Origin of the sequence: Streptomyces xinghaiensis S187 (assembly GCF_000220705.2) — a bacterium.
In the GTDB taxonomy this organism is placed as follows: domain Bacteria; phylum Actinomycetota; class Actinomycetes; order Streptomycetales; family Streptomycetaceae; genus Streptomyces; species Streptomyces xinghaiensis.
Window position 1 is genome coordinate 6,868,568 of record NZ_CP023202.1, and the last position, 16,454, is coordinate 6,885,021.

The following is a 16,454-nucleotide window of genomic DNA, read 5'->3' on the forward strand; positions in this document are numbered from 1 at the left end:
TTGGCGGATTGGCATCCGGGGAACGGGGAACCCGGCCCCGGCGTCCGCGCCCGGCCGGCCCCGAGGGGTGGAGTCCCGGGTGCGGTCACCGTGACGCGAGGCCCCTCTCAGGAGACATCCATGGCGCGGGCAGCAGAAGCAGAGCCCCCCGGCCGGACCGGTCCGGCCCGCCGGCGGCGCCGGGACCGGCCACCCGGTCCCGGCGGCGCGCCGTCGTTCCCCGTCCGGCTGTGCGCCTCGGTCTTCCTCGCCGTCCTGGCCGGGCTCCTGGTCCTGCCGGCGGCGGGTGCCGCGCCGTCGGGGGAGCGGACGGTGCTGGCGACCCGGGTCGACGGCACCATCACCCCGGTCGTGGAGGGCCACCTCGAAGACGGGCTGCGCCGGGCGGAGGCCGGGGACCACGCCGCGCTGCTGGTCGAACTGGACACCCCGGGCGGGCTGCTGGAGTCCACCCGGGGCATCGTGCGCGCCTTCCTCAACGCCCGGGTCCCCGTCATCGTCCACGTCTCGCCCTCCGGGGCGCGTGCCGCCTCGGCGGGGGCCTACATCACCATGGCCGCCCATGTCGCGGCCATGGCCCCGGGCACCCACATCGGCGCGAGCACCCCGGTCAGCGGCCAGGGGGAGGAGGCGAGCGAGAAGGTCGTCAACGACTCCGCCGCGTTCGCCGTCTCGATCGCCGAGCAGCGCGGGCGCAACACCGGCTTCGCCGAGGACATGGTGCGCGAGGGGACCTCCGTCTCCGACCGCGCGGCGCTGCGGCAGAACGTGGTCGACCTGGTGGAGCCCTCCCGACGGGCCGTGCTGGACGCGGCCGACGGCCGGCGGGTCGAGGTGGGCTCGGAGGACCGGAGGCGCGAGGTGGTGCTGCGGACGGCCGGCGCCCGCGTCGTGGAGTACGACCTCGGCTTCTTCGGCGAGCTGCGGCAGATGCTGGCCAGCCCCGAACTGGCGTATCTCTTCCTGTCCATCGGCACCCTGGCCGTCATCTACGAACTCGCCAGCCCCGGCATGGGCTTCGGCGGGGTCATCGGTGCCATCGCCCTGCTGCTCGGCTTCACCGCGCTGAGCGTCCTGCCCTTCAACGTGGCCGGGCTGTTCCTGATCCTCCTCGCCGCCGCGCTCTTCGCGGGCGAGGTGTTCACCCCCGGCATCGGGGCGTTCGCCGGGGGCGGCACCGTCGCCCTGGTGTTCGCCGGGATCTTCCTCTTCCGCGGGGAGACCGAGGTCGATCCGGCCGTGCTGTGGCCCACCGCCCTCGTGGTGGGAGCCGGCTCGCTGATCGCCGGCCGCCTGGCCTGGCGGGCCCGGCGCGGCCCGCCGGCCACCGGGGAGGAAGCCCTCCTCGGCCGCGAGGTGGTCGTGAGCCGGGCCGAGGGCGACCGCGGCCAGGTGCTGCTCGACGGCGCGTGGTGGGACGTCCTCGGCCGGGACACCCCCCTGGCGGAGGGGCAGCTCGTCCGGGTCGTGGACCGGCAGGACCTCGTACTCGTCGTCGAACACGCCGGCCCCGTCGGGGACCGGCCGCCTTCCGAGAAGGAGTGACCATGAACGGAGCACTGGTCGGCATCCTCGCCGCCGTGGGAGTCCTGCTCCTGCTGGCGATGGCCGCCATCAAGATCGTCCCGGAGTACGAGCGCGGAGTGGTCTTCCGGCTCGGGCGCATCATCGGGGCCAAGGGCCCGGGGCTGTTCGTCATCATCCCCGTGGTGGACCGGATGATCAGGGTCTCCCTGCGCACGGTGACCATGGACATCCCGCCGCAGGACATCATCACCAAGGACAACGTCACCGTCCGGGTCAACGCCGTCACGTACTTCAACGTCGTCGACCCCAACCGGTCCGTGGTGGCCATCGAGGACCACATCAAGGGCACCTCGCAGATCGCCCAGACCACCCTGCGGAGCATCCTCGGCCAGGTGGACCTGGACGAGCTGCTGATCAACCGGGACGAGATCAACCAGCGGCTCCAGCGCATCATCGACGACGTGACCAACCCCTGGGGCGTCAAGGTCACCCTCGTCGAGGTCAAGGACGTCGAACTGCCCCAGCCCATGCGGCGCGCCATGGCGCGGCAGGCGGAGGCCGAACGGGACCGGCGCGCCAAGGTCATCCACGCCAAGGGCGAGTTCGAGGCCGCGCAGACGCTGTCGGACGCCGCGGAGCGGCTGGAGGAGCACCCCGCGGCCATGCAGCTGCGGATCCTCTCCACGATGGCCGAGGTCACCGACGAGCGGAGCTCCACCCTCATCTTCCCGCTGCCGATGGAGATCCTCCGGCTCGTGGACACCCTCGGGGCGGGTGGCCGGCAGCCGGGCCCCCACGTCGAGCGGGCATGATCCACGGCACGGCAGGCACGGCAGGCACGGCAGGCACGGCAGGCACGGCACGGCACGGCCCCGGGGGCATACCCGCTCCCGGCGGACGAGTGATCCGATTCCGGACGGATGGGGCGGGGCCGGCCGGGTAGACGCGGCCACAGCGTGTGATGTCCGTGTTGTCGTCAAGTGCCGCCCCGCCGATTCCAGGGGTGTGGGGAGTACGCATGTGGGACTGTCAGTCACCGCCGCGATCACTGGCTTCCGCAGGTCCCGTCTCCGGGCGGTACCGCCTGGACCGGCACCTCGGTTCGGGAGGTGTCGCGGACGTGTACGCGGGGGTGGATCTCCGCCTCGGACGGCCGGTGGCCGTCAAGGTCTTCCGGCCCGGTACGGAACCGGAGATGGAGGAACGGTTCACCCAGGAGGCTCTCCTCCTGGCCCGGCTGCGGCACCCCGGACTGGTCACCGTCTACGACATGGGCCGGCACGACGGCAGCGCCTATCTCGTCATGCAGCTGGTGGCGGGACGGACCCTGCGCGACCGTGCGGCCGCGCCCCTGCAACTGCGGGAGGTCACCCGGCTCGGCGCCGCCCTGGCGGACGCCCTGGCCCATGTGCACGACGCGGGGATCGTCCACCGCGACGTGAAGCCCGCCAACATCCTGCTGGACACCGGGGGCGACCCGTATCTGACCGACTTCGGCATCTCGCAGCTGGTCGGCACGACCGCCCACACCTCCACCGGCACCCTGGTCGGCACCGCCGCCTACATGGCGCCCGAGCAGGTCACGGGTGAGGGGGCGGGACCGCCCGCGGACGTCTACGCTCTCGGCCTGGTCCTGCTGGAGTGCCTCAAGGGCGGTCTGGAGTACCACGGCGCCCCGCTGGAGGCGGCCATCGCCCGCCTGCACCGCCCGCCGGTCCTCCCCGGCTTCCTGCCGGAGGACGTGGCCGCCCTCCTCCGGGCGATGACGGCCCTCGACCCCGGAGCCCGGCCCGCCTCCCACGACTGCCGCACCGCACTGGCCGCCCTGTGCGGCGACGGGACAGCCGATCCCTCCGCCCACGGGCCCGCCGTTCGGCAGGCCGGCGGCTTCCCGGCCGGCACCGCGCCCGCTGCTCCGCCCGCCGGGGCCGCCGGCCCGGCGCCCGCCGGAGGACGGTCCGGCGGTGACACCCTGCCGGGCGTGCCCCGGCAGCCGGCGCGGAGCCGCCGCCTGCTGGCCGCCACGGGCACGGCGGTGCTCGCCGCCCTGCTCGGCACCGCGCTGACGGCTCCCGCCGGCGCCCCCGGCAGCGGCGAGCAGTCCGCGTCCCCGCCCGTCGGCACCGGCCCCGAGCAGCCCGCGCCCGAGGCCCCGGCGGCGGAGGACGGCGGAAGCCCGGAGAAGCCGGAACAGGAGGAGGCGGAGCGGAAGGAGACCCCCTCCGCCCGGCAGGCGGACCAGCGGTCCGGTTCCTCCGCCGGTTCCTCCCCCGCGTCCGGCGCCGTGCCCCGGCGGCTCGACCGGGACCCGCCGGGCCGGCCCGGCACACCGGGCCCGGCGGCGGCCCCGGCCCGCTCCGCACCCGCGGGGTCCCAGGGGCTCCGCACCGCCGGCGCCGCCGCCGCGTCGTCCGGGAAGGGCGGGCACGGGAAGGCGCGGGGCGAGCAGGTGAAGATCCTGGGCGGCGGCGGGGCGCACCGGCGCTGACGGGCCCGTACCGCACCGCCCGCCCCGGGGCGCCGGGCGCGCTCGGCGCGGTCTCACCCGATCAGAAAGGCGCCCGCGGTCGCTCCACCGAGCGCGGAACCCGCGAGGGTCTGCGCGACCGTGTGGTACCCCAGGGCGACCCGGGACCAGCAGACGGCGACCACCAGCGGGACGGCCGCGAGCCACCACGGGGAGTGGACGGCGCCGAGCATGGCGACCACCGAGGCGGCCACCGCGCAGTCCACGCTGATCTTCCAGACCGTGTTGACCGCGAGCAGGCCCACGGTCATGGCCCAGAGCGCGAGCATCGCGGTGAGGATTCCCGCGGGCGCCTCGCCGAGCAGCATCACGGCGGTCCCCAGCCCGATCGAGCCCAGGATGACGCAGAAGATCGGCGCGCGCTGCGTACGGTCCACCACGTGCCGGCAGCCCCAGGTGCCCCGCCGGCGTTCCCACTCCACGTACCAGGCGGGGATGATCCCCGAGCAGAGGGCGCCCAGCAGCCCCCAGGGCACCCCCCACCAGCCGCCCGCCGCGGCCGACCCGATCCCCGTCATGCCGGCGAGCAGCACGTTCCGGGGCTGGAGGAGATCGGTGACGGCACGGGCGGCGGACGCACGCCCGTACCGGGAGCCGCGCCCGGAGCCGGGACGGGGAGCGGAGCCGGGGCCGGTGGTGTCGGTCGCCGTCATGCGCGCTGTCCCACGGTGCGGAGAACGGCGGTCGTCCGCTCGGCGGTGACCCGGGCGTAGGCGGCCTGGACGCGCAGCAGCCAGGAGACCTCCTCCTCCATGTCGGCGCCCGGCGTGGTCGCGAAGGCGGCGGCGGGACCGGGCGGCGCCCCGTCGGACTTCATCCGCAGCGCGCTCCTGATCCAGTAGGCCTCGGCGGTGGGCCGCTCCTCACCGGCGGGCGCGCCGGCCTCGGCGGCCGCGCGGGCGGCGGGCAGCAGCTCGTCGGGGACGTGGTGCCGCAGCTTGTCGACGGCGTCGCCGATGTCGTGCACCCACCGGTCGAGCCGGACGCCGACGGGCATGTCGGTGCGGGTCAGCTCGCGCAGGCGGCCCGCCGGGGGGTCGAACGGGATGGCCGGAAAGGCCTCCATCAGATCGCGCCACAGCGGGTACAGGGCGGCCAGTGCCCGCCAGTGGCGCCACCGGCGGACGGCCGCCGCGGCGCTCGGCACACTGGCGCCGAGGGCGAAGAGCACGAAGACCAGCAGCTGCACCGCCTCGGTGACGGCCTCGAAGCGGTCGGCCACCTCCCGTGCCGGCGGTTCGGCGACACTGACCCAGATGAAGGCGACGCGGCTGGTCACATAGGCGACGCCGAGGAACATGGCGACGGCCATCATGCCCAGGCCGATCCGGAGCAGCGGGCGTTCGGCGCGCAGGGTCTGGCTCGTCCACTGGTAGGCGCAGACCACGGTGGCGGCGGTGAGGAAGGCGTAGAAGACCGTCATATAGGCGGTGGCGCCGGGCTGTCCGGCGTGCTCGGCGAGGAAGTGGTTGCTGGGCCGGCTGCGGTCCACGACGGTGAAGAAGAGCACGGTCATCAGGGCCAGCGCGCCGAGGGCCGCCTTGGTGGCGACGCGGGCCACCCACCGGGAGACGGCGACGTGCCGGGGTACCGCGCCGTCGCCGTCGTCGCCGGGCGAGGTGCCGTACATGGCGACGATGTAGCTGAGGATGGCGAGGATCGCCGCGGTGGAGACGTAGTGCTTGAGCAGGATGTCGAGGTCCGTGACGGGGGAGCGGTCCAGGCCCAGCCGCACCGCCCTGGTCTTCAGCCAGAGGGCGGCGGCGAAGCCCGCGTAGCAGCCCCACAGGGCCCGGCGCTGGGCGTCGCCCCAGAGCGCGGAGGGGAGGCGCCACAGGGCGACGGCCGTCATGATGCCGGCCACGGCGTAGCCGAGTAAGTCGAGCACGGGTCGTTTCCTCCGGGGGCAGGGTCAGGGGCGCCGTCGGCGCCGGCTCGCGACGGGCCGGGAGAGGGAGCTGTCCAGACGGCCGAGCACGTCGTCACGGACGGGCTGGTCCCGGGCCATGAGGGGGATGAGGGAGGCGGAGACCTCGGCCTCGCGTTCCTCGACGGTGTCGTAGTGCGCACGGGCCTGGATGGCGACCCCGCCGGTGAACCGGGCGATCAGGCGCGGCCCCAGGGTGGGGATCTGACGGTGCAGGTCCTCCGGGGAGAGGGTGCCGCCGTGGTCGAACCACTCGTGGCCGAGCTCGTGGAGGATCGTGTGGTTGGTCTGGTTCTCGGTGGCCCGCCGCTTGAAGAGGACCAGGCTCCAGCGCGGGGTCTTCACCCGCAGACCGCAGGCGGTGTCAGGGTGCTGCATATGGTCCGGCAGCGGCATGAGGATGATGCGGCGGCCGCTGACCGCCTCCATGTTCCGCACGAGGGCGGGCACGGAGAAGGGGCTGGGGACGGGCAGGTCGGCGAGGCGTTCTTCGCAGTTTCTCCGGAGTCGGCGCAGGGACATCGGCGGCCTCTGTGGGGGCTCTGGTGGGGATACGCAGTGCGGGCGCGGCCGTGCGGTGGGCGGACGATTCTAGTGCGGACGCTCCCGCCCGGGGCCCGGGTTCCCGGTTCCCGTGCCCGCCGCCCCGCCGGTCCCCGGCCCCGGTGCCGCTTCGGCTCCGGTGCCGTCCCGGAAGTCGGCGAGCACTTCGTTCATGAAGGCCAGCAGCTCCCGGGAGAGGCCCTCGTCGCCGATGCCGCGGCCGGCGATGCCGGTGATGTCGCCGTTGTGCACCGAGCGGAGGAAGCGCAGCGACTCCACGACCTGGCCGACCACCTCGCTGCGGGTCTTGAAGAACCGCGGGTCCACGTCGAAGAACTCCGCGATGCCCTGGAGGATGTCGTCCGAGGCGGTGTAGGGCCTGCCGGTCTCGGGGTTGGTCTTCCCGGTGCGGAGCTTCCAGAAGGTGGTGTGCCCGATGACGTGGCGGCCCGCGCGCTCGTTGATGGCCTGCACGACCTGGCGGTCCGAGGGGACGCTGCTCCCGCCGGGGCCGCCGCCCGCCGGGAAGGCGTTCTCCAGCAGCCAGGTGATCTTCTCCGCGAGGGTGCGGGGCTCGTCCCCCGGGGGTACGGCTGAGCCACTCATGGGTCGGCCCCCACTTCACGTCTCCGGCGGCTCCCCGGCCGGCTCACGGCCGGGGCGGCGCAACGCGACGCGCGAACCCGGAACGGTCCGCGCCGGTGTCCAGTCGGTCACTGTATCCCACCCCGGGACGAGGCCAACGCGTTTGGTTCCGGCCGGAGTTGGACCGCCGGAGGGCTGTCCCTTGCGCACGCCTTCGGCGTCACTGTTTACTCGGAAAAACAGTCCGGGGGTCTGACACGGGGGTGCAGACCCCCGGACGCGTCACGCCCCGCCGTCCTCCGCCGGCCGCCCGGCCACCGGGCCGCGACCCGCTCAGCAGCGCACCGGCCCGGGCACGGTCATCCGGAACGGCCGGACGGCCAGCGAGGGCCGGGCGCGGCCGTGCCGCAGCGGCGGCAGCCGGTCCGACCACTCGGTGACGGTCATGGCCTCCCGGCGCGGCCTGCCGACGAGCCGTCCGGCGATGAACAGGCGCCGCCCCGGCGTCCCCCCGAACCCGGGGAGCACCGCCGGCAGCGGCGGCAGCGCGGAGAGCGGCCCGCGCCCGGGGCGGAAGGTGATCCGGGCCAGCGTCCCCCCGTCGTCGGCGACCCGGAGGGAGTCCCCGGTCCAGGTGAAAGCGGCCGGTTCCTTGGGGAGGCCCCAGATGGCGCGGCCGCCCCGCACGGACGCGTCGTCGTCGACCCAGATCCGCTGGACCAGCAGCCCCGCGCGGCGGCCCCGGCGGACCAGCGGGCCGAGGGCCAGCTCGTCGTAGCGCAGGGTTCCCTCGCGGTACCGCACCACGCCCACGGCGATCCGGTCGCGGGGCCCGAGCGGGCGGAGATCGGGCGGCAGGTCCGGCGGACGCCGGACGGGCAGCAGCCCGAACCACATCTCGCCCCGGGACACCCAGGGCGCGGGCGGGTGGGACGGCTGTCCTCCGGTGGGACCGGGCATCGCTCGCTCTCCTCCATCTTCCGGGGGTGTTCCCGGGGGCTCGCCGGCGCCCTGCCCCCTGCGCCGAGCCGCACCCGCCGGGGCGGCCGGCCCGGCGGGGTGGCGGCGTGTCAGGCCGGGCACCGCTCCGTTCGCCCTCTCATCCTGTCCGCTGGTGCCGCGGCGGAACCGGCGGACCCGCGGGCCGTCACTTTGTCGGCATATGCAGTGATGGGCGGGGCAGCCGAAGCAAGGACCACCCCCTCACCGCTGGAGGACCACCGTGCTGATGGCCCACCCCGATGTCCTGCGCGAACTCGTCGACCGCTACACCACCCTGCAGGCGCTGGCGGGAAGCGGCGAACCGGGTCCGGAACTGCGCCGGCGCCTGGAGGACACCGCGTACACGCTCTGCGTGTCCACCGGCACCCGCACGGTCGACAGAGCCCTGGCCGAGGCGCGGCGGCGGCTGGCGTCCGCCCCCGGCCCGGCCGCACCCGCCGTTCCGGACGCCCTCTCCGGCACGGCGGCCGCCGCCGGCTGACCCCCCGCGGGCGGTGCGCCCGGCCGCGGCCCGGTGCGCCGCCCGCGCCACGGCGTGGACGGCGCGACCCACTCGGACAACGTACGGAGAACCGATGCCTCCCCCTCCCCGGCCACCCGGCCCCACCCCGCCCGAGCACCCGCGGCATCCGGACGGACGGCCGCGGACGACCGGCCGGCACGACGGCGCCTACGCCCCGGACCGCGAGGTTCCGCTCCGCGGATACGCCGCCCTGACCGCCGGCTTCGCCACCGGGGTGGGTCTCTTCGCCCTCGGCCTGCGGAGGTCCGGGCGCCGGTTGCCCGAGCGGGTGCCGCCCTGGGACCTGCTGGTCCTGGGCACGGCCGTCTACAAGGCGTCCCGGCTGGTCAGCAAGAGCAAGGTCGCGGGCTTCGTCCGTGCGCCGTTCACCCGGCGCACGGCGGACCTGAGCGCCGGGGAGGTCATGGACGAACCGCAGGGGCACGGTCCCCGGCGGGCCGTGGGCGACCTGCTGGCCTGCCCCTTCTGCCTCTCCGTCTGGATCTCCGGCGCGCTGGTCTGCTCGTACGCCGTCGCGCCGCGCCCGACCCGGCTGGTGGCCTCCGGTCTGACGGCCGTGGCCGTGTCCGACTGGCTGCAGTACGCCTGGACTCTCACCCAGGACCGGGTCGAGGGCTGAGACGGCGCCCGTGCCGCCGGCGTTCCGCTCACGGCACCGCGACGGGACCGCACCGCGACGGGACCGCACCGCGAGACCGGCACCGCGGCCGAGGCCGGGGCGGCGGGGGAGCACCCCCCCGGCGGCCCCGGCCTCCGGCGTACTCGCCGCACCCTCCGGCCCGCCCCCTCGGCGCCCCGCGCTTCTCCGCCGCCCGTCGTCTCACGCCTCCGGGCGGGTCGTGCGCAGCGCCAGCAGCGCGCAGTCGTCGGGCTTGTCGGCGCTGGGCTGGTGGTGGAGGAAGACCTCGCACAGTTCGTCGGCGGACAGCCCGGCCGTGCGGCGGGCGAGACCGGTCAGCCGGTCGAGCCCGGCGTCGAGGATCTCGCCGCGGCGCTCGACGAGGCCGTCGGTGAAGAGCAGCAGCGTCTCCCCGGCGGCGATCCGCGCCTCGCTCTCCGTGTACGCCACGTCGTTGACCATGCCCAGCGGCGGCGCCAGCGCCCGGTCCAGAAAGCTGCTGCTGCCGTCGGCGTGGATGAGCAGCGGCGGCAGATGGCCCGCGCGGGCGTAGTGCAGCGTCCCCGAGGGCCGGTGCAGCACGAGGTAGCAGGCGGTGGCCATCCGGCCGGGGTGGTAGGCGCGCAGGAAGTGGTCCAGCTCGGCCAGGACGGCGCCGGGCCGCCGGCCGTGGCGCAGCACGATGCCGCGGAGCGCGGCGCTGATCTGCCCCATGGCGGTCGCCTCGGACAGGCCGTGGCCGGCGACGTCCCCGATGGTGAGCCCGATGTGGTCGCCGTCGAGCACGTGGACGTCGTACCAGTCGCCGCCCACGTCGACGAGATCGCTGCCGGGGGCGTAGCGGCCGGCCACGTCCAGGCCGTCGATGACCGGCAGGACGGGCAGCAGGCTGCGCTGCAGCCGCTCCGCGAGGCGGTGCTCGTGCTCGTAGAGGCCGGCCCGCCGCAGGGCCTGCGCGATCTGCTGGGCGATGGCCGTGACGTGGGCCTCGTCCGGCGGTGGGCCGCCGTCGTGGTCGATGGTGAGTTCGCCCAGCGACAGCCCGTCCGCCTCCAGGGGCAGCCGGAGCAGGCGGGCGGGGGAGCCGGGGGCGGCCTCCCGTCCGGCCGCGTCCGCCCCGGCCACCCCGTCCGCGCCGTCCGCCCGGCCCGTCGTGGCGTCCGGTCCGGGGCCCTGCTCCGGCAGGGCGGGGGCATGGCCGTGGTCGAGGTCGGTCCAGCTGTCGCCCGCCGCCGCGCGGAGGCTGTCCGCGGGACCGAGGGACGGCACGAGCCGCTCGGAGTGCAGGGCCAGGCCGACCGACCGGGCGCCGAGCGCGGCGGGCGCGGTGTCGTGCACGGCCTCGACGACGGCGGCCGGGGTCGCCGCGGCGGCCAGAGCCGCGGTGAGCCGGTACAGGCGGTTCAGCCGGATGCGCCCCGTCTGCTCGGCGACGAGCAGATGCTCCCGCTCGGCCTCGGCGGCCCGCCGGAAGGCCATCTCCTTGTTGAGCGCCCGCACCTGCTGGCTCAGCGCCACGAACTGGTCGGCGTGGTCGAGACGCGTCAGATGGAGCTGGATCGCGGGCTCCGGGCCGGTCCACCACGTCGCGCGGGCGCCGTGGCAGCGGAACGGGATGAGTTCCCCGCGGGAGTCCTTGATCTTCAGGGAGCCCGGCAGGGGGTCCCCGCTGCGCAGCCAGTGCCCGAGATGGCCCCGCAGGCCGTCGGTGTTCTCGTCGGCCAGGGCGAACAGGTCGGCACCCGCCCGGAGTTCCGGGACCAAGCGTGTCGCGGCCGTGTTGACCGCCAGGATCCGCCCACCGGCCGTGGCCAGCAGAACGGGGTGCGGCAGCAGCTTGGTGATGGCCCGGAAGAGATCCAGGCTCATCCAGTCACCGGACCCGGCGAGGGGACACGGCCGACCAGACCGGAGTCGTCGAAGTACTCCCGGCCCAGGGACGAGTTCTCCCCGGAGTCCTCCGGCTGCGGCACGAGGTGCACGACGACGCGGCAGCCGGTGGCGCCCCGGGCGATCGTCTCCTCCAGGTCCACCCGGGCATAGCCGAGGTTGCGGGCCGCCACCGTGCCGAACATGTTGGACGTGAGCATGCACATCGACTCACGGCCCTTCACCTGCTCCCCGAAGGGGCAGCTGCGGCTCCCCAGGACGATCTTCTCCTCGTCCTGCTCGATCAGGTGGAAGTCGCCGCCGATGCGCTGCTTGAAGTCGACCATGACCTCGGCGACCTGCTCGCGGCTGAGCTTGTCCAGCGACAGGGCGCGCGTGTAGGTGTCGTTGAGCTGCAGACCGACTGACTGCCCGACCAGGCTGATGTAGCCGGACGCCTCCTGCAGCCCGACCACGGACTCCAGGGACGTGGCCAGCTCCCGCAGCAGCGTCCGCATGAACACATCTCGTTCCACGCCGACCCCGGCGCCGACAACCTGGTTCATGGGGGTCCTCCCAGCTGTTCGCACTGTCGCCGGATCCTCACGCGACTGCGAAGAGAAGCCGGTCATACGAGACGATACGGCACCGCTCGTCCCCGCCGGTCGCAGCCGCGCTCCGGCCACTGCCCTACCTTCCCCCGATGCGTCCCGCCATGCTGGCCCGGGAGCGGCGCGCGCCGCGCCGAAGGCGCGCACCGCGCGCCCGGAAGCGTTCCGGCCGGCCCGCCCCCGCACCCTCGCGCAGCCGGGGCACACCGGGCCGGAGGCCTGGCGGACCGGCGGGAGGACAGCCGAACCCCCGGGGAAACCACGGACGTTGCGGTCATGGCTGCGGTAGTGTGGCGGACCCGAGCAGTGCACGACCGAGGAGGTGAGACCCATTACCGCTGTCGCAGGCCGGGTGCTCTCCTCTCGTGGACGTACGGTCCGTCCGGGATAGGTGACCGGGAGGGCGCCCTTCGGTTTTCCGGAAGGTTCCCATGCCGGTTTTTCCCTCGTCGTCCCCTTCTTCGCCTTGTTCTCCCGCTTTCCCGGCCTCCGGCGCTCCTTGGCGTTCCGCGGCCGCCGCCGCCGTCGTGGCCAGGCTGCGCGCCGCCGGCTGTGTCTTCGCCGAGGACGAGGCGCGCCTGCTCATCTCCGCGGCGCCCACCCCGGACCGGCTCACGGCCCTGGTGGACCGGCGCGCCGGTGGTCTTCCCCTGGAACACGTCCTCGGCTGGGCCGAGTTCTGCGGTCTGCGCGTCACCGTGGACCGCGGGGTCTTCGTCCCCCGCCCCCGGACCGCGTTCCTCGTCCACCGCGCCGCGGCCTGCGGCCCGCCGGCCGGCCCCGGGCGCCCGGCGCCCGTCGTCGTCGATCTGTGCTGCGGCTCGGGCGCCGTCGGCGCGGCCCTGGCGGAGGAGCTGGGGCGGGTGGAGCTCCACGCCGCCGACATCGACCCGGCCGCGGTGCGGTGTGCCCGCCGCAACCTCGCTGCCGCCGGCGGCCGGGTCCACGAGGGAGACCTCTACGAGCCGCTGCCCGCCCGGCTCCGCGGCCGGGTGGACATCCTCGTCGCCAACGCGCCCTACGTGCCCACCGGAGCCATCGCGCTGCTGCCACCGGAGGCCCGCGACCACGAACCGCTCATCGCGCTCGACGGAGGCGCCGACGGGCTGGAGATCCAGCGGCGCGTGGCCGCCGGGGCCGCCTGCTGGCTCGCCCCCGGCGGACGCCTGCTGATCGAGACCGGTGAGCACCAGGCGCCGGACACCGCCGGGGTCTTCGCCGCCGCCGGGCTGACCCCCCGCGTCGACCACTCCGAGGACCTGGACGCCACCGTCGTCACCGGCACCCGGCCGCGCCGCGGCTGTCCGGCCCCCTGACCGCACCGCCCCGAGAGCTCCGCCCCTCCAGCCCTTCCGCGGGCACGTCCGGGCGGGACGGACGGGACGTGCGGGAGGGGCGGGACGTGCGGAGGACCGGGTCGGAGCGGCGGGCCGGGCGTCACCGGTGCCTATAGTCGTCCGGTGGCCCTCTTCCGCATCACCCGCCGTACGCCGCTGCCCGCCGACGAGGCCTGGCGGCGCGTCACCGACTGGGAACGGCACGCGGACCACGTACCGCTGACGCGGATCACCGTCGCCCCGCCCCTGCCGACCCGCCCCGGCACCGTCTTCACCGCCCGTACCGGCGTCGGGCGGGCCGCGTTCGCGGACCCCATGGAGGTCGTCGTCTGGGAGCCCCCCGGGGCCGGCCGGCCGGGCCGCTGCCGGATGGAGAAGCGCGGCCGGGTCGTGACCGGCTGGGCCGGGATCGAGGTCCGTGCCCACGGCACCGGGTCCGAGGTGATCTGGAGCGAGGACCTGAGCGTCACCGGGCTGCCGCGGCTCCTCGACCGCCCGACGGCCCTGGCCGGCCGCCTCCTCTTCGGCCGCGTCATCGCCCGGCTGCTGGCCGCCGGCTGAACTCCGCCGGCAGGGCGGCGATATCGGGCAGACACCTCCCGGCGTTCCCGGGGCACAAGAGGAAGGGAACCGGACCGCCGAGCCCTCGCCGGAGGGCAGTGAGGAGAGGGAACCGTGCCTGTCACCTTCCGCAAGAGCTTCCGCATCCTGCCCGGAGTGCGGCTGAACCTCAACCGCCGTTCCATGTCGGTCACGTTCGGCTCGGGGAAGGGCCCGAGGCGGACGTACAGCACGAGCGGGCGCACCACCACGAGCCATGACCTGCCGGGCCCCTTCGGCTACCGCAAGAGCACCCGGCGGGGCGGTCACTGACCCGCGTGCCGGGCGGGCGGGCGGAGAACGCGACGGCGGAAGGCCGGCGACCCCGGGGGGACGGGGTCGCCGGCCTTCCGCACGTCAGATCCCGGGCCGGTGGGCGAGCGGTGGGCCGGGCCGGGGGACAGGGCCGGGGAACGGGGCTCTCCCGGCCCGGAGTCAGCCTTCCTCGCCGTACCGGATGGTGACCTTCTCGAAGCCGAGCGAGGTCAGCAGGCCGCGGAGCATCGCGCTGGTGTTCTTCTCGGCCCGCTCGGCCAGTTCGCTCTCCTCGGCGGCCTCGGCGATGTGCCGGACGGCGAGCCGGTTCACGGCGCGCTCGTCGTTGGGGTTGTCGGAGAAGAGGTCGCCGAGCCGGTTCAGCAGCCCGCGCTGCTTCGACACCGCGTACGAACGGTCGGCGTCCAGAGCCGGCTTCCCCAGCCGTGCGTGGGGCAGCCGGAGGGTGGCCGCCGTACGGTCCTCGTTGACGACGACGCTGCGCTCGTCCAGTTCTCCCAGGTCCACGTACGAACTCACGCTGCCGGTACCGACATAGAGCGTCCTGGTCCCCCGGATGGAGTCCGGCAGGTACTTGGTGTCCTTCTCCAGGTCGACGACGACCTGAAAGTTCCCGGAGGCGCCCTCGTAGCGGCTCATGTCCTGGATGGACTCCAGCAGGGCCGGACCGGACCGGTCGTGCGTCTCCTCCCCGAAGAGGTCGTCCAGGCCCGGAACGATGTCCGCCCGGGTGACGAGGGTGAACAGCAGCGCGAGCGCGGCGAGGACGGCGGCGGCCTTGGCCCACCCCGGGAAGCGGCGGTGACGGCCGGGCGGGGCCGGGGGAGCGGGCTGGGTCTCGCTGGGTGCGACCACGGTGAGCCTCCCGGGGGCGGCGGAGTTGTTCCGGACCTGACGCCCGTATGCCCCGGCGGGGGAACACGCAGTCGTCGGAACGGCATCCGGCGGATGCACCGGAAGCACGGGGCGCGCCTCCGTGCCCCGCCGCCGCGCGGACCGGGGCCCTGCCGTCCGCAAACCGGCAAGTCCGGTCAGAACAGGGCCCATTGGTCCCGGTGCGCCTTCCCCGTTCGGCACTGTGCCGGGCCGCCGCGAGCCGGGAACCTGGTCCCACGGCCTTGGGGGGCCGGTACCAGAGGGGTACGAGGGGGGTAGAAAAGGGGGGGTGTGAGGGCGGCCCGGCAGAGTGTCCCCGGGCCGCTCTCATCGTGTCCGGACCGCACGGGTACCGCCCCGGGCGGTCCGGACACGACAGCCGCTCACGGCGACCGACCCGCACCACACCGCCCCGTCTCGTCCCGCCCCCGGAGGAACGCACATGCCCGACAAGTCCCGCGACCGGCGCCCGGCCGAGACCATTCCCGAAACCACTCCCGAGACCGCGCCCGGCAGTCGGCCCGCCCGGCTGCCCCGCCCGGTCTATGAGCGCGAACTGCTGCGCCTGCAAGAGCAGTTGGTCGTCATGCAGGAGTGGGTGCGTGCGCGTGGCGTACGGCTCGTCGTGGTCTTCGAGGGGCGTGACGCGGCCGGCAAGGGCGGCGCCATCAAGCGCGTGACCGAGTATCTGAACCCCCGCGTGGCCCGGGTCGTCGCCCTGCCCGCGCCCACCGAACGCGAGCGCGGTCAGTGGTACTTCCAGCGTTATGCCGAGCAACTGCCCACCGCCGGAGAGATCGCCCTCTTCGACCGGAGCTGGTACAACCGGGCCGGCGTGGAGCGCGTGATGGGCTTCTGCACGGAGGAGGAGCACGCGCGCTTCCTCGGGCAGTGCCCGGTCTTCGAGCGGCTGCTCATCGAGGACGGCATCCTGCTGCGCAAGTACTGGTTCTCGGTCGGCGACGAGGAGCAGGAGCGGCGCTTCCGGTCCAGGATGTCGGACCCGACGCGGCGCTGGAAGCTCTCGCCGGTGGACCTGGAGTCCCGTATCCGCTGGGAGGCCTACTCACGGGCGAAGGACGAGATGTTCGCCCACACCGACCTTCCCGATTCCCCCTGGTACGTCGTGGACGCGGACGACAAGCGCCGGGCCCGCGTCAACATGATCGCCCATCTCCTCTCCACCATTCCCTACGAGGAGGTGCCGCGGCCCGAGCTGAGCCTGCCGCCCCGCCCGTCGGCCACCGGTTACGAGCGCCCGCCCCGGGACACCCAGACCTGGGTCCCGGATCACGCGGCCTCACTGCCGGGCGCGGAGGGAAAGACGCGCCGGGCGTAACGGTCACCCGGAGCCGGGCGTGCTCCGGGCCGGGGCCGCTGCCAGGTGTTGGATGAACGCCTGCCATCCGGCGGGGGAGAAGCACAGAACGGGGCCCCGGAGGCTCTTGGAATCCCGGACCATGGCCTGGCCGCCGTTCCACGCGACCTCGACGCACGCGGGAACGTTCTCACCACTGAAACTGCTCTTGCGCCACGTCCACGGCTCGACCACTCACGCCTCCTCTGCCCGGTGTGCGGACGGCCCGGCCGGGGCGTCTCGCGGCAGCACGTGATCCGGCGGTGACGGGCCCA

Annotated in this window: 18 protein-coding genes; 9 read left to right on the forward strand and 9 right to left on the reverse strand. The window is 74.7% G+C overall.

What is annotated here, in order from left to right; all coding sequences use genetic code 11:
- Positions 1 to 120: 120 nt before the first annotated feature.
- From SXIN_RS29425 to SXIN_RS32590, 3 genes are all read left to right on the forward strand, one after another.
- Entirely contained in the window at positions 121 to 1,545 is a 1,425-nt protein-coding gene (locus SXIN_RS29425; RefSeq protein WP_095757802.1) for an NfeD family protein, read from the forward strand.
- Positions 1,546 to 1,547: 2 nt separating this feature from the next.
- Positions 1,548 to 2,339, forward strand: a complete 792-nt coding sequence (locus SXIN_RS29430) for a slipin family protein (RefSeq protein WP_019707979.1) — start codon at positions 1,548 to 1,550, stop codon at positions 2,337 to 2,339.
- Positions 2,340 to 2,647: 308 nt separating this feature from the next.
- Positions 2,648 to 4,015: a serine/threonine-protein kinase gene (locus tag SXIN_RS32590; protein WP_238153892.1), complete on the forward strand. Its 1,368-nt coding sequence runs from the start codon at positions 2,648 to 2,650 to the stop codon at positions 4,013 to 4,015.
- 53 nt (positions 4,016 to 4,068) lie between these two features.
- Here the strand turns inward: SXIN_RS32590 and SXIN_RS29440 are convergent, their stop codons facing one another.
- The 5 genes from SXIN_RS29440 to SXIN_RS29460 all read right to left on the reverse strand — a co-directional run bounded on the left by SXIN_RS29440 (position 4,069) and on the right by SXIN_RS29460 (position 8,069).
- Entirely contained in the window at positions 4,069 to 4,707 is a 639-nt protein-coding gene (locus tag SXIN_RS29440; RefSeq protein ID WP_019707935.1) for a phosphatase PAP2 family protein, read from the reverse strand.
- On the reverse strand, positions 4,704 to 5,906 hold the full coding sequence (locus SXIN_RS29445; RefSeq protein ID WP_050930723.1) for an MAB_1171c family putative transporter: 1,203 nt from the start codon (positions 5,904 to 5,906) through the stop codon (positions 4,704 to 4,706). Before SXIN_RS29445 ends, SXIN_RS29440 begins: the two co-directional genes overlap by 4 nt.
- A 60-nt stretch (positions 5,907 to 5,966) precedes the next feature.
- A complete protein-coding gene (locus SXIN_RS29450) occupies positions 5,967 to 6,503 on the reverse strand; it encodes a hypothetical protein (RefSeq protein WP_019707933.1) in 537 nt (178 codons plus the stop codon).
- 69 nt (positions 6,504 to 6,572) lie between these two features.
- The gene (locus SXIN_RS29455; protein WP_019707932.1) at positions 6,573 to 7,130 is read right to left on the reverse strand and encodes a hypothetical protein; all 558 of its coding nucleotides are present in this window, start codon (positions 7,128 to 7,130) and stop codon (positions 6,573 to 6,575) included.
- A 312-nt stretch (positions 7,131 to 7,442) separates the two neighbouring features.
- A complete protein-coding gene (locus SXIN_RS29460) occupies positions 7,443 to 8,069 on the reverse strand; it encodes an acetoacetate decarboxylase family protein (protein ID WP_095757804.1) in 627 nt (208 codons plus the stop codon).
- Between the two features lie 268 nt (positions 8,070 to 8,337).
- Here SXIN_RS29460 and SXIN_RS29465 point away from each other — a divergent pair, with 268 nt between their 5' ends.
- Positions 8,338 to 8,592, forward strand: coding sequence for a DUF5133 domain-containing protein (locus SXIN_RS29465; RefSeq protein ID WP_337589367.1), 255 nt, complete (start codon positions 8,338 to 8,340; stop codon positions 8,590 to 8,592).
- Between the two features lie 94 nt (positions 8,593 to 8,686).
- Positions 8,687 to 9,253 carry a DUF1360 domain-containing protein gene (locus SXIN_RS29470; protein WP_019706618.1) on the forward strand — a complete coding sequence of 189 codons (567 nt, stop codon included), beginning with the start codon at positions 8,687 to 8,689 and terminating at the stop codon, positions 9,251 to 9,253.
- A 201-nt stretch (positions 9,254 to 9,454) separates the two neighbouring features.
- Here the strand turns inward: SXIN_RS29470 and SXIN_RS29475 are convergent, their stop codons facing one another.
- Positions 9,455 to 11,122 carry a SpoIIE family protein phosphatase gene (locus SXIN_RS29475; RefSeq protein ID WP_095757806.1) on the reverse strand — a complete coding sequence of 556 codons (1,668 nt, stop codon included), beginning with the start codon at positions 11,120 to 11,122 and terminating at the stop codon, positions 9,455 to 9,457.
- Positions 11,119 to 11,688, reverse strand: a complete 570-nt coding sequence (locus SXIN_RS29480) for a methanogen output domain 1-containing protein (protein WP_019707930.1) — start codon at positions 11,686 to 11,688, stop codon at positions 11,119 to 11,121. The genes SXIN_RS29475 and SXIN_RS29480 overlap by 4 nt, the downstream gene beginning before the upstream one ends.
- A gap of 476 nt (positions 11,689 to 12,164) precedes the next feature.
- Here SXIN_RS29480 and SXIN_RS29485 point away from each other — a divergent pair, with 476 nt between their 5' ends.
- The 3 genes from SXIN_RS29485 (at position 12,165) to SXIN_RS29495 (ending at position 13,943) form a co-directional block, all read left to right on the forward strand.
- Positions 12,165 to 13,049 carry a putative protein N(5)-glutamine methyltransferase gene (locus SXIN_RS29485; protein ID WP_095757807.1) on the forward strand — a complete coding sequence of 295 codons (885 nt, stop codon included), beginning with the start codon at positions 12,165 to 12,167 and terminating at the stop codon, positions 13,047 to 13,049.
- Between the two features lie 144 nt (positions 13,050 to 13,193).
- Positions 13,194 to 13,631 carry an SRPBCC family protein gene (locus tag SXIN_RS29490; protein ID WP_019707928.1) on the forward strand — a complete coding sequence of 146 codons (438 nt, stop codon included), beginning with the start codon at positions 13,194 to 13,196 and terminating at the stop codon, positions 13,629 to 13,631.
- A 114-nt stretch (positions 13,632 to 13,745) separates the two neighbouring features.
- Positions 13,746 to 13,943 carry a DUF4236 domain-containing protein gene (locus SXIN_RS29495; protein ID WP_019707927.1) on the forward strand — a complete coding sequence of 66 codons (198 nt, stop codon included), beginning with the start codon at positions 13,746 to 13,748 and terminating at the stop codon, positions 13,941 to 13,943.
- A gap of 162 nt (positions 13,944 to 14,105) precedes the next feature.
- On the opposite strand, the gene SXIN_RS29500 is transcribed toward SXIN_RS29495, so the two are convergent.
- Positions 14,106 to 14,801, reverse strand: a complete 696-nt coding sequence (locus SXIN_RS29500; protein ID WP_019707926.1) for a DUF4230 domain-containing protein — start codon at positions 14,799 to 14,801, stop codon at positions 14,106 to 14,108.
- 463 nt (positions 14,802 to 15,264) lie between these two features.
- Here SXIN_RS29500 and ppk2 point away from each other — a divergent pair, with 463 nt between their 5' ends.
- Complete coding sequence (gene ppk2, locus SXIN_RS29505; protein WP_019707925.1) at positions 15,265 to 16,161, forward strand: polyphosphate kinase 2; 897 nt, start codon at positions 15,265 to 15,267, stop codon at positions 16,159 to 16,161.
- A gap of 3 nt (positions 16,162 to 16,164) precedes the next feature.
- Here the strand turns inward: ppk2 and SXIN_RS29510 are convergent, their stop codons facing one another.
- On the reverse strand, positions 16,165 to 16,374 hold the full coding sequence (locus tag SXIN_RS29510; RefSeq protein ID WP_019707924.1) for a DUF397 domain-containing protein: 210 nt from the start codon (positions 16,372 to 16,374) through the stop codon (positions 16,165 to 16,167).
- Positions 16,375 to 16,454 lie beyond the last annotated feature (80 nt).

Bases quoted from the DNA above. Each gene is read 5' to 3' on its own strand.
- SXIN_RS29440 (WP_019707935.1), bottom strand. From the start codon at position 4,707: ATGACGGCGACCGACACCACCGGCCCCGGCTCCGCTCCCCGTCCCGGC.
- SXIN_RS29455 (WP_019707932.1), bottom strand. From the start codon at position 7,130: ATGAGTGGCTCAGCCGTACCCCCGGGGGACGAGCCCCGCACCCTCGCG.
- SXIN_RS29470 (WP_019706618.1), top strand. From the start codon at position 8,687: ATGCCTCCCCCTCCCCGGCCACCCGGCCCCACCCCGCCCGAGCACCCG.
- SXIN_RS29460 (WP_095757804.1), bottom strand. From the start codon at position 8,069: ATGCCCGGTCCCACCGGAGGACAGCCGTCCCACCCGCCCGCGCCCTGG.
- SXIN_RS29445 (WP_050930723.1), bottom strand. From the start codon at position 5,906: ATGACGGCCGTCGCCCTGTGGCGCCTCCCCTCCGCGCTCTGGGGCGAC.
- SXIN_RS29480 (WP_019707930.1), bottom strand. From the start codon at position 11,688: ATGAACCAGGTTGTCGGCGCCGGGGTCGGCGTGGAACGAGATGTGTTC.
- SXIN_RS29450 (WP_019707933.1), bottom strand. From the start codon at position 6,503: ATGTCCCTGCGCCGACTCCGGAGAAACTGCGAAGAACGCCTCGCCGAC.
- SXIN_RS29465 (WP_337589367.1), top strand. From the start codon at position 8,338: ATGGCCCACCCCGATGTCCTGCGCGAACTCGTCGACCGCTACACCACC.
- SXIN_RS29430 (WP_019707979.1), top strand. From the start codon at position 1,548: ATGAACGGAGCACTGGTCGGCATCCTCGCCGCCGTGGGAGTCCTGCTC.
- SXIN_RS29485 (WP_095757807.1), top strand. From the start codon at position 12,165: ATGCCGGTTTTTCCCTCGTCGTCCCCTTCTTCGCCTTGTTCTCCCGCT.
- SXIN_RS29425 (WP_095757802.1), top strand. From the start codon at position 121: ATGGCGCGGGCAGCAGAAGCAGAGCCCCCCGGCCGGACCGGTCCGGCC.
- ppk2 (WP_019707925.1), top strand. From the start codon at position 15,265: ATGCCCGACAAGTCCCGCGACCGGCGCCCGGCCGAGACCATTCCCGAA.
- SXIN_RS29475 (WP_095757806.1), bottom strand. From the start codon at position 11,122: ATGAGCCTGGATCTCTTCCGGGCCATCACCAAGCTGCTGCCGCACCCC.